Origin of the sequence: Flavobacterium sp. W22_SRS_FK3 (assembly GCF_052113665.1) — a bacterium.
Lineage (GTDB): Bacteria > Bacteroidota > Bacteroidia > Flavobacteriales > Flavobacteriaceae > Flavobacterium.
The window spans coordinates 12,497-29,309 of the sequence record NZ_JBGQOF010000009.1; the positions used below are offsets into that span (position 1 = coordinate 12,497).

The 16,813-nt window shown below is 32.6% G+C and carries 20 protein-coding genes; 9 read left to right on the top strand and 11 right to left on the bottom strand.

Features of this window, described 5'->3' with window-relative positions:
* Window positions 1-39 precede the first annotated feature (39 nt).
* From ACEN2I_RS10325 to ahcY, 7 genes are all read right to left on the bottom strand, one after another.
* Complete coding sequence (locus ACEN2I_RS10325; protein ID WP_441766026.1) at window positions 40-753, bottom strand: 2OG-Fe(II) oxygenase; 714 nt, start codon at window positions 751-753, stop codon at window positions 40-42.
* 11 nt (window positions 754-764) lie between these two features.
* Entirely contained in the window at window positions 765-1,616 is an 852-nt protein-coding gene (locus ACEN2I_RS10330) for a bifunctional helix-turn-helix domain-containing protein/methylated-DNA--[protein]-cysteine S-methyltransferase (RefSeq protein WP_441766027.1), read from the bottom strand.
* Between the two features lie 123 nt (window positions 1,617-1,739).
* On the bottom strand, window positions 1,740-2,204 hold the full coding sequence (locus tag ACEN2I_RS10335) for a GNAT family N-acetyltransferase (RefSeq protein WP_441766028.1): 465 nt from the start codon (window positions 2,202-2,204) through the stop codon (window positions 1,740-1,742).
* A 31-nt stretch (window positions 2,205-2,235) separates the two neighbouring features.
* Window positions 2,236-3,318, bottom strand: a complete 1,083-nt coding sequence (locus ACEN2I_RS10340; protein WP_441766029.1) for a hypothetical protein — start codon at window positions 3,316-3,318, stop codon at window positions 2,236-2,238.
* Between the two features lie 10 nt (window positions 3,319-3,328).
* Window positions 3,329-3,613 (bottom strand): hypothetical protein, encoded by a 285-nt coding sequence (locus tag ACEN2I_RS10345; RefSeq protein WP_441766030.1) that lies wholly within the window; start codon window positions 3,611-3,613, stop codon window positions 3,329-3,331.
* 37 nt (window positions 3,614-3,650) lie between these two features.
* Window positions 3,651-4,199, bottom strand: coding sequence for a hypothetical protein (locus ACEN2I_RS10350; RefSeq protein ID WP_441766031.1), 549 nt, complete (start codon window positions 4,197-4,199; stop codon window positions 3,651-3,653).
* Window positions 4,200-4,393: 194 nt separating this feature from the next.
* The gene (gene ahcY, locus ACEN2I_RS10355) at window positions 4,394-5,710 is read right to left on the bottom strand and encodes an adenosylhomocysteinase (protein ID WP_441766032.1); all 1,317 of its coding nucleotides are present in this window, start codon (window positions 5,708-5,710) and stop codon (window positions 4,394-4,396) included.
* A gap of 295 nt (window positions 5,711-6,005) precedes the next feature.
* On the opposite strand from ahcY, the gene ACEN2I_RS10360 reads away from it, so the two are divergent.
* Window positions 6,006-6,656, top strand: coding sequence for a 4'-phosphopantetheinyl transferase family protein (locus ACEN2I_RS10360; protein WP_441766033.1), 651 nt, complete (start codon window positions 6,006-6,008; stop codon window positions 6,654-6,656).
* An 89-nt stretch (window positions 6,657-6,745) separates the two neighbouring features.
* On the opposite strand, the gene ACEN2I_RS10365 is transcribed toward ACEN2I_RS10360, so the two are convergent.
* The 3 genes from ACEN2I_RS10365 to ACEN2I_RS10375 all read right to left on the bottom strand — a co-directional run bounded on the left by ACEN2I_RS10365 (window position 6,746) and on the right by ACEN2I_RS10375 (window position 8,106).
* The gene (locus ACEN2I_RS10365; protein ID WP_441766034.1) at window positions 6,746-7,144 is read right to left on the bottom strand and encodes a group III truncated hemoglobin; all 399 of its coding nucleotides are present in this window, start codon (window positions 7,142-7,144) and stop codon (window positions 6,746-6,748) included.
* Window positions 7,141-7,428 (bottom strand): hypothetical protein, encoded by a 288-nt coding sequence (locus ACEN2I_RS10370; RefSeq protein WP_441766035.1) that lies wholly within the window; start codon window positions 7,426-7,428, stop codon window positions 7,141-7,143. The genes ACEN2I_RS10365 and ACEN2I_RS10370 overlap by 4 nt, the downstream gene beginning before the upstream one ends.
* Before the next feature lie 81 nt (window positions 7,429-7,509).
* Window positions 7,510-8,106: a Crp/Fnr family transcriptional regulator gene (locus ACEN2I_RS10375; RefSeq protein ID WP_441766036.1), complete on the bottom strand. Its 597-nt coding sequence runs from the start codon at window positions 8,104-8,106 to the stop codon at window positions 7,510-7,512.
* Window positions 8,107-8,199: 93 nt separating this feature from the next.
* Between ACEN2I_RS10375 and ACEN2I_RS10380 the strand changes: the two genes are divergently transcribed.
* The 6 genes from ACEN2I_RS10380 to ACEN2I_RS10405 all read left to right on the top strand — a co-directional run bounded on the left by ACEN2I_RS10380 (window position 8,200) and on the right by ACEN2I_RS10405 (window position 15,139).
* Entirely contained in the window at window positions 8,200-8,928 is a 729-nt protein-coding gene (locus ACEN2I_RS10380; RefSeq protein WP_441766037.1) for a geranylgeranylglyceryl/heptaprenylglyceryl phosphate synthase, read from the top strand.
* A gap of 21 nt (window positions 8,929-8,949) precedes the next feature.
* On the top strand, window positions 8,950-9,573 hold the full coding sequence (gene pnuC, locus ACEN2I_RS10385) for a nicotinamide riboside transporter PnuC (protein WP_441766038.1): 624 nt from the start codon (window positions 8,950-8,952) through the stop codon (window positions 9,571-9,573).
* Window positions 9,534-11,648, top strand: coding sequence for a DUF4301 family protein (locus tag ACEN2I_RS10390; RefSeq protein WP_441766039.1), 2,115 nt, complete (start codon window positions 9,534-9,536; stop codon window positions 11,646-11,648). Before pnuC ends, ACEN2I_RS10390 begins: the two co-directional genes overlap by 40 nt.
* Window positions 11,648-12,052, top strand: coding sequence for an alternative ribosome rescue aminoacyl-tRNA hydrolase ArfB (gene arfB, locus ACEN2I_RS10395; RefSeq protein ID WP_441766040.1), 405 nt, complete (start codon window positions 11,648-11,650; stop codon window positions 12,050-12,052). The genes ACEN2I_RS10390 and arfB overlap by 1 nt, the downstream gene beginning before the upstream one ends.
* A gap of 411 nt (window positions 12,053-12,463) precedes the next feature.
* The gene (locus tag ACEN2I_RS10400) at window positions 12,464-12,679 is read left to right on the top strand and encodes a hypothetical protein (RefSeq protein ID WP_441766041.1); all 216 of its coding nucleotides are present in this window, start codon (window positions 12,464-12,466) and stop codon (window positions 12,677-12,679) included.
* Window positions 12,680-12,931: 252 nt separating this feature from the next.
* Complete coding sequence (locus ACEN2I_RS10405; RefSeq protein ID WP_441766042.1) at window positions 12,932-15,139, top strand: TonB-dependent receptor; 2,208 nt, start codon at window positions 12,932-12,934, stop codon at window positions 15,137-15,139.
* 53 nt (window positions 15,140-15,192) lie between these two features.
* Here the strand turns inward: ACEN2I_RS10405 and ACEN2I_RS10410 are convergent, their stop codons facing one another.
* Window positions 15,193-15,606 (bottom strand): hypothetical protein, encoded by a 414-nt coding sequence (locus tag ACEN2I_RS10410; RefSeq protein ID WP_441766043.1) that lies wholly within the window; start codon window positions 15,604-15,606, stop codon window positions 15,193-15,195.
* Between the two features lie 156 nt (window positions 15,607-15,762).
* Here ACEN2I_RS10410 and greA point away from each other — a divergent pair, with 156 nt between their 5' ends.
* Together greA and ACEN2I_RS10420 are read left to right on the top strand one after the other, a co-directional pair.
* On the top strand, window positions 15,763-16,239 hold the full coding sequence (greA, locus tag ACEN2I_RS10415; protein WP_441766044.1) for a transcription elongation factor GreA: 477 nt from the start codon (window positions 15,763-15,765) through the stop codon (window positions 16,237-16,239).
* Between the two features lie 67 nt (window positions 16,240-16,306).
* The gene (locus tag ACEN2I_RS10420; protein WP_441766045.1) at window positions 16,307-16,693 is read left to right on the top strand and encodes an HIT family protein; all 387 of its coding nucleotides are present in this window, start codon (window positions 16,307-16,309) and stop codon (window positions 16,691-16,693) included.
* Window positions 16,694-16,813: the final 120 nt, after the last annotated feature.

Genomic DNA, 16,813 nt, shown 5'->3' on the forward strand with positions numbered 1-16,813 from the left:
GGATTCAGAGATTTTTGACTTAGAATATCTCTTTGAACATTAATTTAATGCATCATGAAAAACAATTCCTAAGGTATGACGCTCGCCAGAATGAATTTCGCTTACACCGTGTTTCATATTTACTCTATAATACCCTTTTGTGCCTTTTACAGGTCTGAAATTGGTTGTAAAAACCAAAATATCACCTTTTTTTGGTTTCAGTACAATTGCTTTTGATTGTGCTCTGGCCGTTTGCTGAGTTAATACAAATTCGCCTCCGGTAAAATCTTCATCTGGTTCGTTGAGAAAAAGGACTATTTGAATAGGAAAATAAACATCTCCGTATAAATCCTGATGCAAAGTATTAAAACCGCTTTTACCATATTTTAAAATTAAAACAGTTGCTTTTAGCTGATTATTGGCGTGACATTCTTTTAGTAATTTTTCATGAGTTTCAGGAAAAACAGTGTTGATATTTAAAACTTTCATCCACGCATTTGCAATTGGTGCCAATTTGGGATAAATAGATGAGCGAATGTTCTGAATTAAATCCGGCAACGGGTAATTAAAGTATTTGTATTCGCCTAAACCAAAGCGATAACGTTCCATTGAAACCGTTTTTCGGTATAAATTGGGATTTTCATAATTTAATTTTAAATCTTCGCATTGTTTGTCATTAAGTAAATTAGGAATGATTGTAAATCCGTTTTCGTGCATAGATTCAGTAATGCTTTCCCAATTAAGAGAGGCAATTTTTGACTGTATATTTTCCATGGAATTAGTTTTTATAGATCCGAATTTATTTGCGCGCCTTCCCAGCCAATAATAGCTGTTTTACGTATGTTTCCCCACATATAACCGCCAAATGTCCCTGAAGATTGAATCACACGATGACAAGGGATTAAAAAAGCTACAGGATTACTGCCAATTGCAGTTCCAACTGCTCTTGAAGCATTTGGTTTTTCGATTTTTTGCGCAATCGAACCATAAGTAGATAATTGTCCCATCGGAATTTTAAGCAAGGTTTCCCAAACTTTCAATTGAAAATCGGTTCCTTTTAAATGCAGTTTGATTTCAGATAATTTGCTCCAGTCGTTTTGGAAAATAAATAAGGCATTTTGCTGTGCAAAATCCAGCTTTCTTGAGAATGCAGCATTGGGAAATTTGCTTTTTAAATCCTGAAATCCAATTATTTCATCTTCGGCGAAAGCCATAAAACAAACTCCTTTTTGAGTAGAAGCCACAATAATATTCCCAAACGGACTTTCTGCAAAACTGAAATTAATTTCTAGATTTTTTCCGCCATTTTTATATTCTGCCGGAGTCATTCCTTCAATTTTCACAAATAAATCATGCAGGCGACTTGTACTGGAAAGACCAGTATCGAAAGCTACTTCAAATAGGGTTGACTGATTATGTTTTTTCAGGATCTTTTTTGCATGCTGGACACTGATATATTGTAAAAACTTCTTCGGACTTGTGCCTGCCCATTCGGTAAACAAACGCTGAAAGTGAAAAGGACTTAAATGCACTTTTTCGGCGACCTCATCAAGATTGGGCTGATCTTTAAAATTAGCTTTGATATATTCTATAGCTGCAGCGATACGATTATAATTGATGTTTTCCTGTGTATTCATTTCATTCAATTTTATAATACAAATATCGATTGGTTTTCTTGCTAATAAAATCCGAAACTTGCGGAAATGTTTTTTGTTTGTTTTCGGGTTCTCGCATAATGTGAAACCTGCAATTTGAAACTATTAATCAATTTCTTTTTCCATTTTGTAATTGATCAATTCAACTCCTACTCTAATATTTTTTTGTTTCGCTTTTACTATGTATCCTTTCTTTTCAAAAAAAGGTTTTGCAGCTATACTGATGTCTGAAGTTATAATTCTTGAATCTTGTTTTTTGGCCTCAAGTTCTAATTCGCTTAAGATTTTATCAGCAATTCCCTGTCGTTGAAAATCTTTATGAATGTAAAAGAAATCAATATGTTTTCCATTTTTCAAGGTTCCAAAACCAGCAATTTGATTATTAATAATGGACAATAAAACAAATTGTGTATCAATTACTTCAATCCAGCGTTCAGTATTTGAAACTCCGGAAACCCAAGCTTCAATTTGTTCCGGATTATAATCGTTTTTACAAATTGTTCGAATGGTTTCGATATACAATTTCTGCATTTCTGTTATATCTGAAAGAGTAGCTTTTCTGAAGTTCATATGAGTCTTAATTTTAATGTAAAAGATAAAATTATTTCAAATTTTCTTTTGCATCCGAAACAGATATAAGTTTAAAGCTATTTTCAGTTCGCAAAAACTTGATATGATCCTGTTTAAAATCGGCTTTGTTTTTGGGGTTGATTATGATGTTTTTAACTGGGTATTGCCAATCTTTTGATTCATTACAGTTATTAAAATATATATCATATTCACTAGATTCAAAAATGAACTGATTTAGTCCATCAGTCGATATAAAATAATCTGTTTTTGAATTTTTGAGTTCCTGAAGTTTTAATTTTAGATAAGTGAAGTTTTGATTGATAAATTTAGTTTTTGATTCACTTATCCAGCCATCGGGCTCTTTCCAATAGGTGATTTTGTCGAAAGAATTTTTAAGTAAATTTTCTTTTGAAAGATCAGAAAGTAAAATGTTTTTTAGCCATATTTCAAATTCTTTATCAAAATTTATGAAAGAGTAATATTGTCCGTCAATACCCAGAAAGTTTTCTCTTGCTGGATCTTTGCTGGGCTCTTTAGATTTTTCTAAAGAGTAGAAATTTAAATTGTTGCCGTCTTTGAAATTTTCAATGAGGATTTTGTTATTGGTGCCTATTATAAATTCTTTCCCGCCGGTCCAGAAAAAATGTTCATCGCCTGGCTCTCTTTCTTTTTTGGCATCTTTAAGAACGGTAAGCATTCCGTTTCTAACATTCGACAAAGCATTGTAATCGGCTGGAACAGCAATCTTTCCTTTGCTGTTAAAAATTCCCATTTTATCTGTTTTCGGATCTCTGAATCTAATAAAACCTTCATTTTCGCAATCTGTACTATTATCAAAAGTATATAAACTATCACGTCCCACTATTTTTCCTTCTTTAGTAATATAATAGCTCTTCCAATTGTTATTTTCTTCTTCTGTAACGGCAATAATATTTTCAAATTTTCGGGCAATGGTAAATCCGGTAAATTTTGGTTCGATTTTTATAACACCTTTTTTGTCTTTAAATCCAATTTTTGTTGTGTCCTTGTTCCAAAATGCATTCCAGATGTCGTTGCTTTGCGCAAATACAGTACAGCTAAAGAGAAAAATATATAGAATGACAATCTTTTTCATGAAAATTTATTTATCGCAGATGAGTTTCTGTTTCGTTGTTTTTTGCTTCATCAAAACAATCGGAGCATAACATTTTAAAATCGGCTTTGGCTTGAAAAATTTCTGTCCATTCTTCTTCATTATCAAGAAGATATTGCTCGCATGTTCCACACCAGGCAATTTGCGGAAGATCTTCTTCAGCTTCTGAATAGTAAAAACCGACTTTCTCTTTTAAGTCTATTGCCATTGCAATATGAATGCAGGCATGAGACATTTCCTTTGAACCGTGCAGGTCGCATAAAACTTTTTCAACCATGTTTCTATTATTCTGAAATTGAGAAAAGGAGGGGAAGTTATTTTTCCTTGTCTTGCTTTTCTTTCTCTTTTTTTACTTTTTCTTCTTCTTTAAGCTTTTTTTCTTCTTCGTTTTTTTTTGTAAGTTCTTCTTTTTGAATTTTTGCAGCCTGAATTTTGTTTTGCAGATCCTGAATTTTATTTGAACTTTTTTCTATATCGGTTTTTGACTTATTTAGTTTTGCTTCAGATTTTTGAACTTTCTTTTTCGATTTTTCAATGTCTTTTTTAAGATCGGTAGTATCGTTTGTATTTTTTTCAAGACTGGCGAGTTCTTCTTGATTAGCTTTTAAATTGGCTTCTTTTTCTGCTGATTTGGTTTGTAGTTTTTTTAGTTTTTTTTCTTCATTTGCCAGTTTATCTTCTGCCGTTTGAATGCTGTTAAGATTACGCATCATATCGCGCTGCTGTTGCTGCTGTTGCATGAACATTTGATTTTGCTGTCTAAACATCGCATTGCTGGATTGCATTTGTCTCTGCATGCTGGATTGAGCTTTGGTAAAAAAAGGCAAGAGCATTAGTATTATTAAAATCAGGCGTGTTCTCATAATTTGGTTTTTAGATATTGGGCATTTGAATTTCAAATGTAAAACTTAAATTTTAAGAATAGTATATAGTATCTGATTAAATTAGGTTTCTTGGTTTACGTGTGCGTGAGGGTGGCACGCCCCAATAAAAAACCCTCACATTGCTGCAAGGGTTTTGAATTATTTTGATGATTTTCTAATCACTATTCACTTATCTAGTATCTGTAATATTCCGGTTTGAATGGACCTTCAACCGGAACTCCAATATAAGCAGCCTGATCGTCACGTAAAGTTTCTAACTCAACGCCTAATTTAGCTAAGTGCAAAGCAGCCACTTTTTCATCTAAATGTTTTGGTAACATATAAACGTCATTGTTGTAAGCAGCACTGTTATTCCATAATTCGATTTGTGCCAAAGTTTGGTTGGTGAATGAGTTACTCATTACAAAACTTGGGTGACCTGTAGCACAACCAAGGTTTACCAAACGACCTTCAGCCAAAATGATGATATCTTTTCCGGCTATTGTATATTTGTCAACCTGAGGTTTGATTTCGATTTTAGATGCACCGTGATTTTTGTTCAACCAGGCCATATCAATTTCGTTATCAAAGTGACCAATGTTACAAACAACAGTTTTGTCTTTCATTTGCTCGAAGTGAGAACCAAGAACAATATCTTTATTTCCTGTAGTAGTAATGATGATATCAGCAGTAGCAATTACAGTGTTTAATTTTTTAACTTCATAACCGTCCATTGCAGCTTGTAAAGCACAAATTGGGTCTATTTCTGTAACAGTTACAATAGATCCAGCACCTCTAAAAGAAGCAGCAGTTCCTTTTCCAACATCACCGTATCCGCAAACAATAACTCTTTTTCCAGCCAACATTAAGTCAGTTGCACGACGAACTGCATCTACAGCAGATTCTTTACAACCGTATTTGTTATCAAATTTAGATTTAGTAACCGAGTCATTAATGTTAATAGCAGGCATTGGTAATGTTCCCGCTTTTACTCTTTCATAAAGTCTGTGAACACCAGTTGTAGTTTCTTCAGACAATCCTTTAATTCCAGGAACCAATTCAGGGAAACGGTCAATAACCATGTTTGTTAAATCTCCACCATCATCAAGAATCATGTTCAATGGTTTTCTGTCTTCTCCAAAGAAAAGAGTCTGCTCTATACACCAGTCAAATGATTCTTCGTCAAGACCTTTCCAGGCATACACCTGAATTCCTGCAGCAGCAATAGCAGCAGCAGCCTGATCTTGTGTAGAGAAAATGTTACAAGAAGACCAAGTAACCTCTGCACCAAGAGCGATTAAAGTTTCGATCAAAACAGCAGTTTGGATTGTCATGTGCAAACATCCAGCAATACGAGCACCTTTAAGAGGCTGTTCGTCTTTATATTCAGCACGAAGCGCCATTAAACCTGGCATTTCAGCTTCAGCCAATTCAATTTCTTTTCTTCCCCAAGCCGCTAGAGAAATGTCTTTTACTTTGAAAGCCACAAAAGGCGTAGTTGTAGTACTCATTTATAGTATATTTGTAATTGTAAAATTTTTGCAAATTTACGGAATAGCTTTTTAATTTATACTATTAATATAAGATTTGTGAAATGTTTAATTTCTTAATCTTTAGAATATTAGTCGATTACCATAGTTGTTATGTTGATTGTAGTCGAAATAAGAAGCTAATCCTGCTGTTCACTATATCTTTTGCGGCGAACCCCGCCACAAAAGGATGCCGTTCCCATCAGGGCTAAAAACACCAGATATTAAATTAGAAGTTTCATTTTCAAAAGAAAAATAATTCATAATTAAAAAAGTAATGCCTTTATTTAAAACTATACACTGCAGCGATACCACCAAAATTTTAATTTGGGAAATAACAGAATCTTTTGAGGAGTTATTAAGCAAAGTAGTTTTAAAGGAAAAAACACAACGCAGACTTGACGGAATGAAGTCTCAAATGCATCAGCGTGCTTTTTTGAGTGTCCGCATGCTGATTCAGGAAATGGGCTTTACAGATAAAGACCTGCATTACGATGAGTTTGGAAAACCTTATTTTGATTGTCATAATCATATTTCAATTACACATTCATATCATTTTGCGGCCATCATTATCAGTCATGAAACTGTTGGAATTGATATGGAATTACAGCGTGAAAAGATCCAGAAAATTGCAGATAAATTTGTAGACACTGAATTTGAATACTTAAACCCAACTGTTTCTAAAGATTACATTAAAAAACTTACCGTAATCTGGGGCGCCAAAGAAGCGATTTTTAAAATCAGAAACGAAAAAGGAATCAGTTTTAAAGATCATATTCTGGTTGACGATTTTTCTTTAGAGAAAACCCAAACGCAGGCAAGTCTTCATTTTGATGATTTGATAAAAGATTTTGATGTGCATTATCAGGAAATCAAATCGGATAATTTTGAGGGAACTTTTACTTTGGTTTATGCTTTTGAGAAGTAGTTTTTTTAGTCATTGCTAGGAACGAAGCAATCACATTTGCTAAATCAATCATAGTGAGGTTGCTTCCTTCTCTCAATGACGACAGAATTTTAAACCTCACTTTCTTTTTGTCTGTGCTGAAACATGCTTGCATACAAAAAAGTACTCATTTTTCGAGCACGTCTTTTTAGTATTTCAACATTTTCTCCTTCAAAATGTTCATCTAAAGTCTGCGCCCAATGATTGAGCCAGATTCCAAATTCGGCTGAAGTGATTTTACCATCAAAATGAGCATCAACTTGATTGTGAACTGCAAGCGGATTGCCATTGTATTTTTTTACACCAAATAAATTCATCTCCCAAAAATCAGTCAGCTTTTCCAAATGTGCCTCCCAGTCTTTAATAATTGTATTAAAGTAAAAGCAAATTTCTTCATCAGCTCTTATTTTAGTATAGAACTGATGTACTAGAAGTTCAACATCAGCTCTGTTATTTATTTGTTTTTTCATATTACAAAACTATTCAGAAATATAAATAAAACGCTTAAAAAAGCACTTAAAAGAATAAGATTAAAAATCACTTTATGTTTCATTTGCGCTAAAATTGAAGTGTTGGCAAAAACACAGGCTAACACAATAATTGCCAGTTGAATCATTTGGCCTATAGAGGTTCCGTGTGAAAGAATATACATTGCAGCTGTGCCGCCTAAACAGCTTTGACCAATTACCGCCATTGCAGCAGATCCCATATAACTTTTATTAAAATTTTCGAATGTTGTTTGATATAGTGTCATGATATTAAGATTTTTATACTACAAAGGTACATGTACTATACTGCTTCATTTTATGACTTAAATCATAAAACAAGAACTGTTTTATCGGTATACTTTTCGGTTTATAATCTTCAAAAGACCTTTTTTTTCTAAAGATTTAATAGTTCTAATCACCGTTTCAACGCGAAGGCCGGTTAAATCTCCAATTTGCTGGCGTGTAAAATTAATAAGGTACCCATTTGTATCTTTTTTAAAATTAAAATAAGCGATTCCATGATCAATTAGTTTTAAAATCCTGTGTTCTGGTTCCTGTGTAGATATTTCTGCAGCCATCACTGATTTATAAAACAAACGCTGCGCTAAATTTTCGATTATAGTAATGCTTACTGTTGGATTTTCTTCCAACAGTTTCATAAAACTTTTTTTTGCAAGAACAAGAATTTCTGAATCCTCAACAGCTATGGCATTGGCAGGATAATTTTGGTTTAAGAACAAAGGAGGTTCTCCAAAAGACTGTGCTTTATAAAATATTCCCTGAATAAATTCCCTCCCGTCATCATTATAATTGCTCATTTTTATTTCGCCTGAAATAATTTGGTAATAATAAGTAGGTAAATTCCCTTCTTTAAAAACAACTTCGTTTTTATTAAAGAATTTCTTTAAAGCTCCATATTTTTCTAATAATTCAGTCACAATCATAATTGTTTCTTTGGTTCAACTAACCTTATTACACAAATATAATTCATTCAAATAGTTCTTCTACATTAAAAAACTTTTACTTTTACGGCCGTTATGCAGCAAAAATTACTCAATATACACCAGCAGATTTTGGAGTCTAAAAAAGAGGGTCAAAAATTATTGGCCATACTTTTAGATCCGGATAAAATTGTTTGGAGAAATTTAGATCATTTATTAGATAAAATAAACCAGTCTCCTGCAACGCATATTTTTGTGGGAGGAAGCATTGTTCAGGCTACAATTTTAGAAGATTTAATTGCACAGCTAAAACAAAAAACAAACTTACCCGTTGTTATATTTCCGGGTGATCCTTCACAGATTTCACCACTGGCCGATGCTATTTTATTTTTATCACTATTGTCTGGAAGAAATCCTGATTATTTGATAGAATATCAGGTTCAGGCGGCACCAATTCTTAAAAAAATGAAACTTGAAGTAATTTCAACAGGTTATATTTTAATTGAGAGCGGTAATGAAACAGCAGTAGCTCGCGTAAGCAAGACAAAACCACTTAATCGAGAAAATCTGGATTTGGTTTTAGCCACGGCTCAGGCGGGTGAAATGTTAGGAAATAAATTAATGTATTTAGAAGCCGGAAGCGGAGCCAAAAATGCAGTGCCTCTGAAAATGATTCAGCTAATTGCTCAAAACATCAATATACCTATAATTGTTGGAGGAGGAATTACAGACTTAAAAGGAATTCAAAAGGCTTATGATGCAGGTGCAGATTTAGTAGTAATTGGAACCGCTTTTGAAAATAACAGTCATTTTTTTGACTCATAAATAAACCAAACAGTAACCAAAATGATTGATTTTTTTCTAGACAGTTATAAAAATGCTCCTTTATGGCATATCATTTTAGAGTCTTTGGTTTTTGTCTGTGGTATAATGAGCGTTTGGTTTGCAAAAAAAGAAAATATCTGGGTCTATCCAACAGGACTAATTGCTACGGTAATATCAGTTTATCTTTTATATGTTGCAGGTTACATAGGCGATATGATTATTAATGCTTATTTCTCCGTAATGAGTATTTATGGCTGGTATATTTGGGCAAAAGGAGGAACCGTTGAAGATAATTTACCCATAACGCGAACAAATTTTAATGAAAAAATTATAGGAATTTTATTGTTTATAGTAACGATTTTTGTAGTTTTAGGTATCTATAAGTTTTTTGATTATACCATTCATCCGGATAATTATGTTGATATGATTTCGTCAGGAATATTTTTTGCAGGAATGTGGTATATGGCAAAGAAAAAAATAGAAAACTGGACACTTTGGATTATTGGTGATATTATTGTTGTTCCTCTTTATGCCTACAGAGGTTTGGGGATGTTATCACTGCAGTATTTAATTTTTACAATTTTGGCTATTTCAGCTTATTTAGAATGGAGAAAAATCTTAGACAGCAAAAAACAAGCATTATAAAAATTGCTTTATTTGGACCTGAAAGCACAGGAAAAACTACTTTAGCAAAACAACTTGCCGATCACTACAAAACGGAATGGGTTCCTGAGTTCGCACGTGATTATTTGCAACTGAAATGGGAAGAAAATAAGCAAATTTGTACTGAAGAAGATATGATGCCAATTGCTTATGGTCAACTAGCATTGGAAAATGAAAAGTTGTATACTGCTAATGAATATTTATTTTGTGATACCAATTTAATGGTGACCAAAGTTTTTTCTGATGTGTATTATGGTTTTTGTAACCCACTTTTGAATGAATCCGCATTAGCACATGAATACGATCTTTTTTTTCTGACTGATATTGATGTTCCCTGGGAAAAGGATGATATTAGAGACAATCCGAATAAAAGAGAAACTGTTTTTTCTGTTTTTAAACAAACTTTAATCGATAACAAAAAGCCTTTTATTACTATTTCCGGTGATAAAGAAAGCCGTTTAGCAAAAGCTATTGCTATTATTGATGATTTGGCTATCGCTAAAAAAAAGGGTTTCTCATCGGCTGATTTTGTCGAAATTTATAATCATGGCATTTCTTTCGGGAATATACTGAAACAGCTTAAAATTTTTAAAAAAGGAATTTCCAAATGTAATTTAATAAGTCCAGCAACTGTTAGCAACGGAATTTTAAGTTTATCAACTGATGAATTTGAAGAAAAAGCCAGGTTTTTTTATGATCATAAGGAAAAATTTAAAATATGTAAATTTATTCCCGCTTCTGGTGCAGCAACCAGAATGTTTAAGTTTTTAATTGCTTTTCTGAATGATTATGATATTAATCAAGAAACAATTAATTCTTATATCAATAGAAAAAAAGACAATGATTTAGCTGTTTTTATTGTTGGAATGGACAAATTTCCTTTTTATAAATCGGTTTATAATCAACTAAAAGTAATTTATCCAGATTTTGATACTTTAGACAGGGATCATAAAAACTATTATTTTATAAAATTATTACTCTCTTCAGATTATTTTGATTTTGCCAATAAGCCAAAGGCTGTTTTGCCTTTTCATAAATATCAAACGCATATCACAAATCCAATAGAAGAACATTTAAACGAATGTGTGCGTTATGGCGCTACAAATAAAATTGCAAACCTGCATTTTACAGTTTCCGAGGCACATCAGGAATTGTTTGAAAAAGCTATTGATGAAATCAAAGAAAAAGTTGAATCTGAGTCAGGGACTCAAATAAATATTAGTTTCTCCTGCCAAAACAAAAGAACGGATTCTATTGCTGTAGATATAAAAGATAATATTTTCAGAAATAAAAAAGGATCATTTATTTTTAGGCCTGGAGGACACGGAGCATTGATTGAAAATCTTAATAACATTGATGCCGATATTATTTTTATAAAAAACATCGACAATGTGATTCAGAACAATATTGATAAAACTACTTTATATAAAAAAGCATTAGCCGGAATTTTAATAGAATCGCAGCAAAAAGTTTTTGCCTATTTGGATGCTATAGAAAAACATCAGATTGAAGAGGAGGATATTGAGGAAATAGTTACGTTTTTAATTCAAAAGCTTAATATCAAAATGACAGGTGACTTTAATAAGTTTACTGTTGAACATAAAATAAGCAAAATAAAAGAACTTCTGGACAGACCAATTCGTGTTTGTGGAATGGTTAAAAACGAAGGAGAAGCAGGAGGAGGTCCTTTTTGGGTCAAAAATGAAAAAGGGGAAATTTCTCTGCAAATAGTAGAGAGTTCGCAAGTTGATTTGACCAATAAAAAACAAAAATCAATTTTAGAAGACGCTACCCATTTTAATCCGGTTGATTTGGTTTGCGGTACTAAAAATTATAAAGGAGAACAGTTTAATCTGGAAGAGTTTATAGATCATAACACCGGATTTATTGTTGAAAAAAGCGCCGAAGGAAAAACAGTTAAAAATTACGAATTACCTGGATTATGGAACGGCGGAATGTCAAATTGGCTTACCATTTTCGTTGCCGTTCCATTGATTACTTTTAATCCGGTTAAAACCGTAAACGATTTACTAAAACCGGCACACCAGCCAAAATAATGGATTCAGAAAAAATCATATCAGAATTAAGTTTCAAGGCTGTTAGAAGCAGTGGTGCAGGAGGACAAAACGTAAACAAAGTATCTTCGAAAGTAGTGCTTACTTTTGATCTGAATGCTTCTCAGGCTCTATCTGAAGAACAAAAATTATTGCTACAAACGAATTTAGCCTCACGTTTAACTTCTGAAAATATATTTATTTTAAATTGCGACGAAGACAGGAGCCAGCTTAAAAATAAAGAGATTGTAGTAAAACGGTTTTTAGAAATCATCCAAAAAGGATTGTTTGTCCCAAAAATTCGAAAAGCCACTAAGATTCCTAAATCAGTAATTAAAAAACGAATTAAGGATAAGAAAAATATTTCTGAGAGAAAGCAATCTCGTAGAAAGCCTGATATAGATTAGGAGATTTTTAAAAGCAACAGAAGTATTCTAAATGAACTATAGCTTTAACTTGTTTTTCCTTAGTTAATTATAATATGAGTTTAAATACGTAAAATCTTTAATTTCTTTCTAATAGCTTTTGCGTGTATTTTTATTGCAGGAATTTACGGGATCATTCATGATCAGATTACATATACAATTTCATATACAATTTCATCTGAATATTATACACTTTTCAAATTCAAGCAATTCGCAATAAATGAATGGGGAATTTCGAGTGAAAGAGTAAAAGTCGGGATTGTAGGTTTTTTAGCAACTTGGTGGGTTGGACTAATCCTTGGGATTATATATGCTTTAATTTCTTTATTTTTCAATTCTAAAAAAGTTTTAAAAGCCACTTTACAATCCATTTTCTTAAATATTGGAATTACTGTGATTTTTGGCTTTTTAGGATTTATATGGGGAGGTTTATTTTTAAGTACAGAAAATCTAAATTGGTATATTCCCGATGAAACGATTAATATTCAGAATTTTATAAATGTGGGTTCAATTCATAATTTCGGATACTTTGGCGGATTGTTAGGATTGGTTTTTGCCGTTTATTTTCAAATTAAAAATCTAAAAAAACCAAATGCTATTGCTGATTGAATAGTTCAATTAAATTGAAATTTTTGATTTTTGCAATTGATATTGATTTTTGCATTTTTTAACACTACTTTTGCACTGTCTCAAAGGGGTGCTCTAAATAACGAGCTGAGATCATACCCAACGAACCTGGGCAAGTAATGTTGCTAAGGGAAAGAACGACAAATATTTCAGTGTAAACTGTATTTTGTCGGGAACACATTTATTAATTTAACCAAAAGAATAATTCCCCCTTTTATTCGTAATTCTTTACGGATGAAAACTATTTTTAAAGGTACTGAGGTACTAAGTTGCAAAGGTTCTAAGTTGAACCGAAAATCTATTTTCTCTACTCTATTTTCTATTTTCTGTTCTCTAACTTCTTTCGCTCAGCAAGAGCAGGATTCTGTAAAAGTCAACCAACTTGACAATGTACTGGTTTCGGCCGTTCGTGTCACTACAAAAACGCCGGTTAGTTTTAGTAATCTGGATAAAAAAGATATTAAAACCAGAAATTTAGGTCAGGATATTCCAATTCTGATGAATTATCTGCCGTCGGTAGTAACTACTTCTGATGCCGGAAACGGAATGGGGTACACAGGAATTCGTGTGCGTGGAAGCGATGCTACAAGAGTGAATGTTACCATAAACGGAATTCCATATAATGATGCGGAAAGCCAGGGAACTTTTTGGGTAAACATGCCTGATTTTGCTTCTTCGGTAGAGAGTTTGCAGTTGCAGCGCGGCGTTGGAACATCAACTAATGGTTCTGGAGCTTTTGGCGCCAGTTTAAACATGCTGACGGATAATTACGCTGCAAAAGCAAATGGTGAAATCTCGAACTCTTTCGGAAGTTACAATTCGCGTAAACATACTGTAAAATTCAGTACAGGTTTGTTAAACGATCATTTTGAATTGGCCGGACGGTTATCTTCTCTTAAATCTGATGGTTATATCGACAGGGCGAGTTCTGATTTAAAGTCTTATTTTCTTCAGGGAAGTTATGTGGGTAAAACAACTTTAATTAAAGCATTGGTTTTTGGAGGAACTGAAAAAACATACCAATCCTGGAACGGAATTGATGCTGTAACTCTAAACGAGTACCGCAGGTTTAACTCAGCCGGAATGTTTACAGATGAAGAAGGAAATACTCGCTATTACGATAATGAAACCGACAATTATAAACAAGATCATTATCAGCTGCATTGGAGCGAATCATTCACTGATAAATGGAGTACTAATTTAGCATTTCATTATACAAAGGGAAAAGGTTATTACGAAAACTATAAGGAAGATGCAGATATGGCAGATTATGGTTTATTGCCAGTCGATGCCGTAACAACTACTGATTTAGTACGCCAAAAGTGGTTAGACAACGATTTTTACGGAACCACCTTTTCTGTAAAATATAAAGAAGAAAAATTAGATGTTATCGTTGGCGGAGGCTGGAATAAATACGAAGGTGACCATTTCGGAAAAGTAATCTGGGCAAGATATGCCTCCCAATCCGAATTAGGAGATCATTATTATGATGATTTTTCAACAAAAAGGGATGGAAATATTTTCTCAAAAGCAAATTATCAGTTAACAGAAAAATTAAGCTTTTATGGCGATTTGCAATATCGAAATGTCACTTATAAAGCCAATAGTTTTGAAACCGGTTTGGTTGATGATAATTTTAATTTTTTTAATCCCAAAGCAGGTTTGAATTTTGAAATCAATCAAAAAAACACACTTTATTTTTCATACGCCAGAGCGAATCGTGAGCCAAACAGAACCGATTATGAAGGTGGAAATGTAAAACCTGAAAAATTAAATGATTTTGAGTTAGGCTGGAGGTTTAAAACCGATAAAACACAATTGAACACTAATATTTATTTTATGAAGTATAAAGATCAATTGGTCTTAACGGGAGAATTAAACGATGTTGGTTCGCCAATGCGTGCTAATAGTGGTGATAGTTATAGATTAGGAATCGAAATTGATGCCACTATTCAGCTTTCTGAAAAATGGTTTCTACAACCGAATATTACCTTGAGCCAAAACAAAAATGAAGATTTTTATTTTACAAGAGATGGTATTTTGCAAAATCTGGGTGAGACCAACATAGCTTTTTCACCAGAAATCATTGCAGGAAATCGTTTGACCTTTATGCCACTTAAAAATCTTCAATTATCGTTATTATCTAAATTTGTAGGCGAGCAATTTATGGGAAATATAGATTCAAATCTTTCAAAACTAGATAGCTATTTTGTAAATGATTTGAATGTTTCTTATGAAATTAAAACAGATAAAGTTTTCAAATCTATTATGATATCAGGATTGGTCAATAATATTTTCGATTTAAAGTACGAAAGCAATGGATTTTTCTACACTTATGATGATAATTACTCTAATCCTCCAGCGGTTACAACTGTTGAGGGTGTGGGTTATTATCCACAGGCAGGAACTAATTTCTTAATCGGACTGACATTGAAATTTTAAATATTCAAAAAAATATAAAAGCCTGAAATTTAAAACTTTCAGGCTTTTATATTTTAATTATAAACGTGAATCATGGTTCCGCTTACTTCAACACGATACTGTATCAGAGGATATTCTTTTCCACCTAAACCTGTAAACAAGCTGTATTCCGAATCATCACAAGAACAAACAGCATTAATTCCGCTAATAGTCATGGCGGTACAAGAAGTTAAAGCCTGATTAGGGCATGCAGCATCAAAAGCATTATAACCGCTTCCAGCATTAAAAATAATAATACCTTTTGCACCATAACCAGAAATAATTACACCATTACTTACATATTTTAAATTAGAGTAAGATGGTAAATTCATATCTATTGTAAAATTCATAGGATATTTTGGAACATAAGGGTTTTTGTTATTTATTTCATTATCACTGCATGAAAAAAGTATAGAAATAAACAGTAGTAAAAGCCAGATTTTTTTCATTGTTTTAAAGGGAATTGGTGAAACAAAAATAATTTATTTGCTTTTGAAATCTATATCATTAACATATAATTATGTACTGTAAAAAATAATAGTATATTTGTAATAAGAAAATCCCGTCCCGATGGGATTTTTTGTATTTATATAAACGATGAAGTTATGAGTAAAGTATCTTATTATACAGCAGAAGGATTAAAAAAATTAAAAGAGGAATTGGAGCATTTAAAAAGTGTAATGCGCCCAAAGGCATCTCAGGATATAGCAGAAGCAAGAGATAAAGGAGATTTATCTGAAAATGCGGAATATGATGCTGCAAAAGAAGCACAAGGTTTGTTGGAAATGAGAATTTCTAAACTCGAAGAAGTATATTCTAATGCCAGATTAATTGATGAATCACAATTAGATGTTTCGAAAGCATTGGTATTATCTAATGTGAAAATTAAAAACCAAAGCAACGGAATGGAAATGACATACACGCTTGTTGCAGAAAGTGAAGCAGATTTAAAAACAGGGAAAATATCAGTAACTTCTCCTATTGGAAAAGGTTTACTTGGAAAATCTGTTGGCGAAGTAGCTGAAATTACAGTGCCAAACGGAGTTTTGAAATTTGAGATTCTTGAAATTTCACGTGACTAATTTTTTAAAAAGCTTAACCGTTTACTAATTTAATCGGTTAAACGGAAAACGATTAAACAAATAAACAATGAGCATATTTGTCAAAATAGTAAACGGAGAAATTCCAGCGTATAAAATTGCCGAAGATGATAATTTTTTGGCTTTCTTAGATGTAAATCCAAATGCAAAAGGGCATACCCTTTGTATTCCAAAACAAGAAATCGATAAGATTTTTGATATGGATGATAAGTTATATCTGGGATTGATGGAATTTTCTAAAAAGATTGCAATTGCTATAGAAAAAACCGTTCCCTGTAAAAGAGTGGGAATGGCAGTGGTTGGTCTAGAAGTTCCTCATGCACACGTACATTTGATCCCGTTAAATGAAATGGACGAAATGCGTTTCCAGAATAAAGTATCACTTTCGAAAGAAGAATTTGAAGCCTTAGCGAAAAACATTCAGATGAATTTGTAAAATTCCAGAAGTATATTAATAGTTTTCAGGCTGAGCGAATTCGAAACCTTTTTTGAATTCAAAACATATTGAAGCCGAGCAATTTGACAAAATAAAATAAAAAAGTGCTGTAATTGATTT